Raw genomic sequence first — 10,222 nt, forward strand, 5'->3', positions numbered from 1 at the left:
AATAAAGTCATGTTATCAACGGAGAGCCGTATGCGTGGAGACATGCAAGTACGGTTTGGGGGCAGGTACGGGAAAACCTACTGCCGAAAGGCAGTAAGGCGTTCTGTACCGAGCCTACGTTTAGGGAAAGGGGGCGGTATCATTGAACTGGCTGCACACCTGTATGCTACCGACCATGTACCTTACCTGCTGGAGCGGATTGCGGAACAGACACCGCATGTACACCCGGTATCTTTCTCTTTTGGCAAGCAGGACTCTTTCGGTCCGAGCTTCCAACAGCTGGAGATAGTACCGCTATCGTCTCCTGCCCTGCTTTCCTATTTACAAGGTAGAGGAATAAATCTGGAACTGGCAAAAAGAGAATGTAGTGAAGCCCGTTACACCCACAACGGCAAGCGTTACTTTGCCATCGCATTCCCTAACGGTTCGGGTGGGTTTGAGGTTCGTAACCCCTATTTCAAGGGCTGCATCGCCCCCCAAGGAAATCTCCCACATCAGACAGTCGGGAAAAGCAAGGACTGCCTGCTATGTGTTCGAGGGTTTCATGGACTACCTTTCCTTTCTGACATTGAGACAAGAGAGCTGCCCAAATTATCCGGAATTGGACGGGCAGGACTATATTGTATTGAACTCCGTATCGAATGTGAACAAGGCTCTCTATCCGTTGGGCAATTACGAACGCATCCACTGCTTTTTCGACAACGACCATGCAGGAATGGAAGCACTCCGGCAAATCCGCATGGAATACGGCAGAGACCGGTACATCCGGGACGCTTCGCAGATTTACAGCGGATGCAAGGACTTGAACGAATACTTACAGAAACAGGTTGAAAGAAAAAGGCAGCTCCAGTCCGCCAAAGGGGTGCGCAGCCAATCACCGGAGAAGAAGAGCGGCTTCCGGTTATAGCCCACTATAACTACACGCTCCGCTTTCGTAGTTGTGGGCTCTCCCGAGGGGATTAGGGCTTTGCCCTAATGACCCACTCAGGGCGTTTCACCCCTGAGAACCCCGAGCAAAGAGTGACCCTCTCTTTGCAATCTCCGCTTATGGGTTACCCCTAAGAAATCTCGTGCAAATGAGAGCAGAGGCAAACTTGCTTGACCTATGCCGAATGCAGCCGAGATTCATAAAATAACCCCTCTGCGAAAGCGAGCAAAGTAAATTAATTGTAAACAAAGAAAAGAAGCTATGGCAACAAAATCAAGCATACACATCAAGCCTTGCAACATCGCATCGAGCGAGGCACACAACCGAAGGACTGCCGAGTATATGCGTAATATCGGGGAGTCCAGAATCTATGTCGTTCCCGAACTTTCCACCGATAACGAACAGTGGATAAATCCCGACTTCGGCACTCCCGAACTGCGAACTCATTATGACAATATCAAGCAAATGGTCAAGGAAAAGACCGGACGTGCCATGCAGGAAAAGGAAAGGGAACGCAAGGGAAAGAATGGAAAGATTATCAAGGTGGCGGGATGCTCACCCATCCGTGAAGGAGTATTGCTTATCAGACCGGACACCACACTGGCTGATGTACGCAAATTCGGTGAAGAGTGCCAAAGACGCTGGGGCATCACTCCGCTACAGATTTTCCTGCATAAAGACGAAGGGCATTGGCTGAACGGTCAGCCGGAAGCGGAAGACAAAGAGAGCTTCCAAATAGGAAGCAGATGGTTCAAGCCGAACTATCATGCTCATATCGTATTCGACTGGATGAACCACGAAACCGGGAAGAGCCGAAAGCTCAATGACGAGGATATGGCAACCATGCAGACCCTTGCTTCCGATATTCTGCTAATGGAACGTGGGCAGACAAAAGCTGTCACAGGTAAAGAGCATCTGGAACGAAACGATTTCATCATTGAGAAGCAGAAAGCCGAACTGCAACGTATAGAAGAAACCAAGCGACACAAGGAGCAACAGGTAAGCCTTGCCGAACAGGAACTCAAACAGGTAAAAGCTGAGATACGTACAGACAAACTCAAAAGTGCAGCTACCGATGTAGCCACTGCCATAACCAGCAGCGTAGGTTCTCTTTTCGGAAGCGGTAAGTTGAAAGAACTGGAACATAACATCGAGCAGCTACATCAGGAGATTGCCAACCGGGACAAAGCTACTGATGAATTAAAAATTCAGATGCAACAAATGCAGGAACAGCACGGCAGACAAATACGCAATCTTCAAGGAATACATAATAAAGAGATTGAAGCTAAAGACAAAGAAATATCACGGCTAAACACCCTGCTTGAAAAGGCATTATGCTGGTTCCCATTACTCAAAGAAATGCTGAGAATGGAAAAATTATGCTATGTCACTGGTTTTACCAAGGGGATGGTTGATTCTCTTTTATACAAAAAGGAAGCTCTCAGATGTAGTGGAAAAATCTATTCCGAAGAATATAGACAGAGATTTGAAACAAAAAATGTAATTTTCAAAATTGAACGAAGCCCGATCGATAAGAATAAATTGATGCTGACTATAAACCAACAGCCAATCAGCGAATGGTTCAAAGAACAATGGGAGAAGTTACAGCAGCATCTGCGTAACTCAGTGCAGAAAGAACAAAAATCCAGAGGATTCAGGATGTAATATAGAGAAGTACAATTCATCATGGATTGTACTTCTATCGTAATATATAGTACAAAATCTAAGTTGTCTAACTATTCTAAAGTAAAATAAGCAATAAAAGAATATCTTATTCACTATTAATATACCATATTGTCAATATCTTTCCCTCATTTAGTCAATCGTATCTTTTCGTGGTAGAAATAATTTACGATAACCGGCTTGCCTTTTTCCGAGCGCCCGTAAGGCAAATCATTTATTCTATATGGAAACCCCTGTGCCTTGGCGTATTGGGAAATGTCCTGTTCCAATGCCTGCCAGTAATCAAGCCTCTTTTTGTTGTATATTTCTTCGTATAACGGAAAGAGGTCGGGATGCTTCTCACGGATATACGTCATTATCCCTCCCTTGAACTGCCCGCGCAGATTCAGGTTTTCGAGCCATATCAAATCGGCATATCCTTTCACTTTCTCGATAATCGCCTTCATATCGGTTATTCCGGGGAATATGGGCGATACAAAACACACGGTACGGATGCCCGCCTCATAGACCTGACGCATTGCGTTCAGACGACGTTCTATGCTCACGGCATTGTCCATATCCGTACGAAAACGCTCGTCAAGCGTATTGACCGACCATGACACCGTTACTTTGGGAAAACGCTTCAACAGGTCGAGGTCGCGCAGGACAAGGTCGGACTTAGTGCATATCATAATCTCGGCGTTGCTCCCACGCAGCTCTTCGAGCAGCCTGTGGGTACGGCAAAATTGCTCCTCATACGGGTTGTAACCATCCGTCACGGAACCTATCACAATGCGCTCTCCGTCATATTTGTGCGGATTGGCTATCGGTTTCCAGTTCTTCACGTCCAGAAATGCACCCCACGGTTCTGTATGCCCGGTGAATCGTTTCATAAACGATGCGTAGCAATACTTACAGGCGTGGGGACAGCCCACGTAAGGGTTGACCGAATATCCTCCGACCGGCAGTGAGGATTTGGTCATAACGCTCTGTACGTCTATTTCTTTGATTATTTCGGTATTCATTGTAAGCGTTTTGTAAATTGTTCCGGCAGTTCCTGAATCATCCTTTCTTCGCCCATTATAGGCAGCAAATCCTCTTTCATAAACACGGGGACGCCCTGTGTTTGGGCTTGGTCGGCAATGTGAAGCACCCATTCGGGACGGGAATCCACTTTGCCTTTCCGATGTCCGGTCTCCGTACCTATGACAATCCAGTCGATACCCTCGAAATCTATATCGCCGATTTCATCGAAAATAGGTTCGAAAGTGACATGGTAGTGCTTGGCCTTGATATTTCTTTTCAAATCGTCTAGCCGCTTTTTTTCGGAATTGCGCGTGACGGTCACGCCCATCCATACATTCTCGTCATCTGTAGAGAAACTGATCTTGTCCGGACATTTCGTAAGGAATATATAAGCGTGTTGCGGATTGCTTTTCATTCGTCTGAATATTTCCGCATTCCATTCAGGCTTCCAATCGGAGAAATCGCTCATTCCGGTCATCAGCCATACGTGAGGCTTGGGCGTGTCGATGATACGCAGCTTTCGCACCATATATTCCGGTACGGAGAAGTCGTCCGTAATATGGAAACGGCGGCAGTTGTTACGGGCATAGCAGTAGCTGCACCCGATGGAGCAGCCTACCACTATGTTCATATTCTTTATCAGGGATTTTATACAGATAGTCATCTGCTTAGAGTTCCTTTTTAGAATCATTTCGGAGAGACTTTCCATTTTACCGGTTCTTTCAGTATGATTCCGTCAGTGGCATCCTCCTGTGAGAATGTATTGCTGCAATATTGTATGCAGAGCATGAGGAGCGGAGTCGTTCCGTTGTTACGGACACTTCGTTTTCCTGCAGGAGATACCCTGACAACGCTACCTTCTTCCACTGGGAACACTGTTCCGTCTACTTGAAATTCACCTTTACCGGAGAGGAAAAAATAAAGTTCCTCATGACTCTTGTGACTATGCAGAAATCCGGTTTCTGTACCCGGGGCGAATGACTGGAAAGAAAACTCGCTTCCCGTAGTTCCGAGAGCGGTGCTGCAGAATACTTTTCCGGGAATTTTCACATCCGGGCCAAGCTGAAGTTCGTATTCATTCAGTTCATTCAACTTACCGACACTGATCGCGGCGAAATTCTGTTCTACCGCGATTTTCCTAATCTTTTTCATCTTTCTAATATTTTGAAATGATTGTTTATACAGTTATTTAAGTGTTATGCTTTCTCCGTCTTCCGGTATAATCAGTCGGCTCATATCCGTCCCGTGATGGCGAGCTTCGTTGCGAAGGATGGCACGGGTGGTCTGGCAATGATCGATGGCATCCATGTGTACGGTAATCAGCTTGATGTGTGGGGGGAGTGTGTCAAGCATCGCCATTACTTCCTGTTCATTGGGGATGATACAACCGTCCGTCTTAGAGAATTCGGGGAATACCGCACCGCCACTGTTCACCACAATATAATTAGGACGATACTTTTCCACGGTAGCAAGAGTACATTCTTCCCATTTGCAATCGCCCATGATATAAATAGTCGGAAGCCCTTCGGACATCAGCACATAGCCCGAAACAGGTCCCATCATCTGGCCTATCTGACCGAAACCGTGATGGCCAATAGCACGGTGGATGGTCAGATGACCTAAGGTTATGCTCTCTTCAATCGCTTCTACATTTGAGAAACCATCTTTCAGGATGGCGGCCTTATCTTGTGGCTGGGTGTAGAAAGGAATGTCTTTCGGCAAATGCTGCTTTACACTTGGTTCGTAATGGTCGATGTGGTTGTGGGTGAGCAGTACCATATCAACACCTTCAGTAATGTCGCTAATAGGCATTACGAGATGTACCCTCGGATTCTTATATACACCGAGAGCTGATTGCAGGGTTCCTTTGTCGGCAAATACGGGGTCAATAAGAATGGTATGTCCTGCATAGTTGATTTTCAAGGTGGCACTGCGTACCAACCGAATAATTGCTTTTTCGTTCATGATGTTATGTTTTGTATTATTTTTCGGGTACAAAGTTCGAAAGGATATCCCAATGTCTCTATGCCTTAAAAACAGGAATATATGCCATTTTGATAAAAGAATGATGTATATTTGCAGAAAGCAAAAAACAAGAGTGATGAAAGCTATAATCAATCCCGAAAGACTTGTAAGCGTTCCGTTCAATAAAACGCAATGTGGCGTAGACTTCTACATTAACACAGGCGAAAGCAAGGACATCTGTGGTGTCTTGACCGAGCATAAGGCGTTTAAGACAGATTTTTTCAGCTTCTATTTCTTTCGTCGTGCCAATGGATATTTGTTGCTGAACTTCCGAAAAGTGGAGTTACGGGATGGTATGGTGCTGCTTTTGTCGCCGCACCAGCAACAGGAATGGCACGTGAACGAGGTAGAACTAGATTACACTTTTCTTATTTTCCGCGAAGACTTTATGCGCACGTTCATTGCTGACAAGTTCTTCGTATATCGGCTGTTGTATTATTATCAGACTGATACACCGCCCTACTTGTTTGCCGAGCCGGAGGAGCTGACGGAATATATGCGCCTCTTAAAAAAGATAAAACAAGAACTACAACATCCTGTGGTAGACACTTACAACCTCATTGTGTCAGTGCTTTATTATCTACTGGTAATTATCAACCGGGCATACGCTCAAACTTATCGTCTACCTGTCGAAGTGCCAAAAAACAATTACGCATTCAAATTCAAGGACTTACTCGAAAAACATATCCGAACGACACAGCGCGTTCAAGAATATGCTGATATGCTTCGGGTAAGTCGTATCACCTTGAATAATTCTGTCATGGCGCAATTTGGTGTATCAGCCATTCACTTACTCAAGCAACGTCTTTTGGAAGAGCTGAAAAATGAGCTACTGTTCTCCAATCTGAATGTGAGCCAACTGGCAGACGAGTTCCACTTTTCCGACCCCAGTCACCTCATGCGTTTTTTCAAAAAAGAAACAGGCAAGACTTTTACCCAATATCTAATGAATTACAAAAGAGGAATATATGAATAGAAATTTCATATTTTGGCAAATGAATTCCATATTTAAGATATTTATTTTTTTGAATAACTATATTTTTCGTCATAAAGGTTCATTCTGCCAGTCCATAGAAATACCAATCGCTTTGTAATTGACATTCTTTTGAAGAATCTTAAAAAATACAAAAACACCCAATTTTGGCTCAGTCTGAAAACTTGGGGGATTGCGTTAAAATTCTTATTTTTGCATCATGAAAACATCCTCTTCCCAAACGATTGATCCTGTTGCTTCTTTAAGCTTGTTCTTGCCTTCAGGAATCCTTGATTATTTTACCCTAGTCAATCATGTTTCTCAGGATACTTGCTTTATTCTTTATTTAGAGGAGAAAGCCACTATTCCTGCTGAGTACTCTGATCTACATCTTCACTCAAAAGGTTTCCTCCCTGAGATTGAAGTTCAGGACTTCCCTATCCGTGGTAAAGCCGTTTATTTACGTATCAAGCGTCGTCGCTGGGAAGATCCATCCACTGGGCAGACATATAGTCGTGACTGGAGTTTGATTACACTGGATATGGCCGGGAGCATGCAAAAGATTGCGAAAACGTGCTTTCCACGTGCCATGCAGGTGATTGATAGGTTTCATGTACAAAAACTTGTATACGAAGCTGTACAAGAGTTGCGTATTACATATAGATGGCAAGTGATAAAAGAGGAGAATAAAGCCATGAAAGCGGCAAAAGAGAAGGGGGAAGTACATAAAGCAGAAGAACTCGAAAACGGAGATACACTCAGGCAATTATTAGCCAGAAGCAGATATTTATTATTTAAATCACCTGATAAATGGACCAAGAGCCAGAAAATCAGGGCAGAATTACTTTTCAAGCAGTTTGAAGATATTAAGCACGTATATTACTACTCATTGGAGTTGGGAAAGATCTTTTCCACAAACTATGACAAGGATGTAGCAAGAGCAAAGCTGGCACTATGGTATAATAAGATTGAAGAATATGGATACGATACATTCACAACAGTGGCAAACTCTATTGAGAACCATTATGAAAGGATTTTGAACTTCTTTGTGAACAGGAGTACAAATGCAGCAGCGGAAGCATTTAATGCTAAAATCAAAGCATTTAGGACATCATTTAGAGGAGTAGTGGATATGAGCTTCTTCCTTTTTAGGCTAGCAAAGGTATATGCATGAAGGGAATTGACAAAACTTAATCCCCCAAGAATTACAACTGAGCCCCAATTTTACATTCTTGGGTGTAAAAAAGGGTGTAAATCTCGCAAATGCTTGATTTACACCCTTTATTGCGGAGAGACAGGGTTTTGAACCTACAACTCTAACCGCTTATATTTCAGCTACTTCGCTTTCAAAATTTCAAATAGGTAACGAAACAGTAACGATTTTCAGATGTTGGGCTTGTCCAACTTTGACCGCTGTTTGTCTGCCTAACTTTCGGGTTCAAAGATACGGCTTTCTTTTGAAACTCGCAAATATCTGATAATAAATATTTTTGGGTTAGTGCAAGGTGCAAGCTATATATATAAATATATACTTGCACCTTGCACTAAAAAAAAGCACTGGGGTACAAATGGTTAAAACAAAATCCGTATCTTCGTAACCGATTAAAAACAAACGTGTATGATAATAACTAACCGTGAAGAAGTAATAGATAAAGCGTTCGGCGTATTTGTCAGGATGAACTACGAGAAAGCAAGCATCATCACGCTTGCCAAAGCCTGCGGGGTGACAAAAACGGGTATCGTTTATTATTTTCCGCACAAGCTGGATTTATTCATGGCTGTGGCGGACAAATACGTGTTGCAAATGCACGAACCGGAAAACAAGTTTGCCGCTCCTGCCGATACGTTGGCGGAGTTCATCGGGCAATACGTGGCGGGGGTAGCCGCTTCCATGAAAAGGATTGTTGAACTGATTGGTGATAATAGCAGCCCGCATGATTGTAGTCCTAACTTCTACTACTTTCACTTTCTGTCACAAGTGCGTATGTACTATCCGGGCATCAGGCAGAAAATTGAGAAAATCTACCGACAAGACTATGACCTATGGGAGAAAGTCATACAGAAAGCAAAAGAAAGCGGGGAAATCAGGAGTGACACGGACGTGAAGAAAACGGCTATCATGTTCCGGCAAATGTTTTTAGGACTGTCATACGAACAAGCATTTCTGAACGGTTTGAACGTGGACGAACTGGCAGAAAATTTTCGCCATATCTATTCGCTGCTTAAAGCCTGATACTCTTTTGTTTTTTTAACCTCGATTATTTTTGAACAGATGTTCAAATAATGGTATTTTTATCTTATCTTTGGAGCGAAGCAAAATTCAGCGACATGGATAAGGTTCAGAAACAAAGAGGAAGCATCGTGCTACACAAGGAAACAAGGGACGGTGCGGACTACATACGGATAGAATATGCGAACAGTCAGGCTGTCGCCCTGCTGCTCGCCCAAGACACGGGCATGGAAATGGCTGGTAACGGCTCTGCATACATAGCGTCAGCCGCTTTTAAACTGCCGGATTTCTATGACCGCTATTCGCCCCACGCCTATATTGATTACAGCCGGGTTTACGTGCGGCATCCAAAACCCAAAAGGGAATACACACTGCCGAAAGGCTACCTCGAACTGCTGGAACAGAAGCGGTACAGCCTTTCCACCATAAAAGCCTATAAAATCTATTTCAGCGACTTCATGGAATACCACAAGGGGCAAGACCTTGACCTGCTGACGGTCGAGGACATAAACAGCTATATGCTCCACATGGTAAAGGAAAAGCACATATCCGCCACCCAGCAGAATATGCGTATCAACGCTATCAAGTTCTATTACGAGAAAGTCCGGAAAGGCAAGCGGCAATATTATGGCGGGATAGCCCGTGCAAAAGAGTACAAGGCATTGCCCGAAGTATTAAGCCGGGAAGAAATGAAAAGCATCTTCGCACAGTTATCCAATCGGAAACACAGGTGCATGATTTCTCTCATTTACTCTGCCGGGCTACGTCGAAGCGAACTTCTGAACCTGACACCCCAAGACATCATCAGCGAACGGATGCTAATCAGGATTGCCGGGAAAGGCAAGAAGTGCAGGTATTCCCTACTGTCGGAAAAGCTGCTCAACGAACTGAGGGATTACTACCGGGAATACAGACCGCAAAAATGGCTTTTTGAGGGCGAACAGGCAGGCGAACAATACTCACCCAGCGCATTGGTTAAGATATTGAAAGAAGCGGCAAGGAAAGCCGGAATAAAGCATCGGGTACACCTGCACATGCTCCGGCACACGTTCGCCACCCACCTGCTGGAACAAGGGACAGACCTAAGAACCATACAGGAACTTATGGGACATACCGATATAAAAACAACGGCAATTTATCTGCACGTTTCGAACGCCTATAAAGCAAAAATCCCCAATCCGCTGGATTGTTTGGATGATGATTAGACAATGATTTAATAGTGAATAGGAACTGCACCATAAGGTGCGTTTATCGAAAAATTAATGGTAATTAAGTATGATAGATTATTTATTTTTCAAATTTTATAGGCTATGGAAATACAGTTCTTATTCCGAAATAGCGGTTTATGCAGCTTTGTTAATTCTCGCTGTATTTCTGA

The 10,222-nt window shown here is 44.1% G+C and carries 9 protein-coding genes and 1 pseudogene; 6 read left to right on the forward strand and 4 right to left on the reverse strand.

Features of this window, described 5'->3' with window-relative positions; translation table 11 throughout:
* Nucleotides 1-120: 120 nt before the first annotated feature.
* Nucleotides 121-907 (forward strand): annotated as a pseudogene (locus H8S52_RS18555) (toprim domain-containing protein); the annotation flags it as partial.
* A 282-nt stretch (nt 908-1,189) separates the two neighbouring features.
* Nucleotides 1,190-2,593, forward strand: coding sequence for a hypothetical protein (locus H8S52_RS18560; RefSeq protein ID WP_022210005.1), 1,404 nt, complete (start codon nt 1,190-1,192; stop codon nt 2,591-2,593).
* 146 nt (nt 2,594-2,739) lie between these two features.
* Here the strand turns inward: H8S52_RS18560 and H8S52_RS18565 are convergent, their stop codons facing one another.
* Genes H8S52_RS18565 through H8S52_RS18580 form a run of 4 tightly spaced genes read right to left on the reverse strand, consistent with a single transcriptional unit; the run spans nt 2,740 to nt 5,581 of the window.
* Nucleotides 2,740-3,615, reverse strand: a complete 876-nt coding sequence (locus H8S52_RS18565; RefSeq protein ID WP_005924033.1) for a radical SAM mobile pair protein B — start codon at nt 3,613-3,615, stop codon at nt 2,740-2,742.
* The gene (locus H8S52_RS18570) at nt 3,612-4,280 is read right to left on the reverse strand and encodes a radical SAM mobile pair protein A (protein ID WP_005924036.1); all 669 of its coding nucleotides are present in this window, start codon (nt 4,278-4,280) and stop codon (nt 3,612-3,614) included. Before H8S52_RS18570 ends, H8S52_RS18565 begins: the two co-directional genes overlap by 4 nt.
* Nucleotides 4,281-4,303: 23 nt before the next feature.
* Complete coding sequence (locus tag H8S52_RS18575; protein WP_005924039.1) at nt 4,304-4,768, reverse strand: cupin domain-containing protein; 465 nt, start codon at nt 4,766-4,768, stop codon at nt 4,304-4,306.
* Between the two features lie 33 nt (nt 4,769-4,801).
* Nucleotides 4,802-5,581 carry an MBL fold metallo-hydrolase gene (locus H8S52_RS18580; protein ID WP_005924041.1) on the reverse strand — a complete coding sequence of 260 codons (780 nt, stop codon included), beginning with the start codon at nt 5,579-5,581 and terminating at the stop codon, nt 4,802-4,804.
* Nucleotides 5,582-5,717: 136 nt separating this feature from the next.
* Here H8S52_RS18580 and H8S52_RS18585 point away from each other — a divergent pair, with 136 nt between their 5' ends.
* The 4 genes from H8S52_RS18585 (at nt 5,718) to H8S52_RS18600 (ending at nt 10,049) form a co-directional block, all read left to right on the forward strand.
* Nucleotides 5,718-6,617 carry an AraC family transcriptional regulator gene (locus H8S52_RS18585; protein WP_025819263.1) on the forward strand — a complete coding sequence of 300 codons (900 nt, stop codon included), beginning with the start codon at nt 5,718-5,720 and terminating at the stop codon, nt 6,615-6,617.
* 217 nt (nt 6,618-6,834) lie between these two features.
* Entirely contained in the window at nt 6,835-7,788 is a 954-nt protein-coding gene (locus H8S52_RS18590) for a transposase (protein ID WP_118027859.1), read from the forward strand.
* Between the two features lie 444 nt (nt 7,789-8,232).
* On the forward strand, nt 8,233-8,847 hold the full coding sequence (locus H8S52_RS18595) for a TetR/AcrR family transcriptional regulator (RefSeq protein ID WP_007845701.1): 615 nt from the start codon (nt 8,233-8,235) through the stop codon (nt 8,845-8,847).
* Between the two features lie 95 nt (nt 8,848-8,942).
* Nucleotides 8,943-10,049, forward strand: a complete 1,107-nt coding sequence (locus H8S52_RS18600; protein ID WP_175353864.1) for a site-specific integrase — start codon at nt 8,943-8,945, stop codon at nt 10,047-10,049.
* Nucleotides 10,050-10,222: the final 173 nt, after the last annotated feature.

It is taken from the genome of Bacteroides sp. NSJ-48 (genome assembly GCF_014287405.1).
In the GTDB taxonomy this organism is placed as follows: Bacteria; Bacteroidota; Bacteroidia; order Bacteroidales; family Bacteroidaceae; genus Bacteroides; species Bacteroides stercoris.

Excerpts from the sequence above, each read along its gene's own strand:
- H8S52_RS18560 (WP_022210005.1), top strand. The coding sequence starts at position 1,190 with ATGGCAACAAAATCAAGCATACACATCAAGCCTTGCAACATCGCATCG.
- H8S52_RS18565 (WP_005924033.1), bottom strand. The coding sequence starts at position 3,615 with ATGAATACCGAAATAATCAAAGAAATAGACGTACAGAGCGTTATGACC.
- H8S52_RS18570 (WP_005924036.1), bottom strand. The coding sequence starts at position 4,280 with ATGACTATCTGTATAAAATCCCTGATAAAGAATATGAACATAGTGGTA.
- H8S52_RS18575 (WP_005924039.1), bottom strand. The coding sequence starts at position 4,768 with ATGAAAAAGATTAGGAAAATCGCGGTAGAACAGAATTTCGCCGCGATC.
- H8S52_RS18580 (WP_005924041.1), bottom strand. The coding sequence starts at position 5,581 with ATGAACGAAAAAGCAATTATTCGGTTGGTACGCAGTGCCACCTTGAAA.
- H8S52_RS18585 (WP_025819263.1), top strand. The coding sequence starts at position 5,718 with ATGAAAGCTATAATCAATCCCGAAAGACTTGTAAGCGTTCCGTTCAAT.
- H8S52_RS18590 (WP_118027859.1), top strand. The coding sequence starts at position 6,835 with ATGAAAACATCCTCTTCCCAAACGATTGATCCTGTTGCTTCTTTAAGC.
- H8S52_RS18595 (WP_007845701.1), top strand. The coding sequence starts at position 8,233 with ATGATAATAACTAACCGTGAAGAAGTAATAGATAAAGCGTTCGGCGTA.
- H8S52_RS18600 (WP_175353864.1), top strand. The coding sequence starts at position 8,943 with ATGGATAAGGTTCAGAAACAAAGAGGAAGCATCGTGCTACACAAGGAA.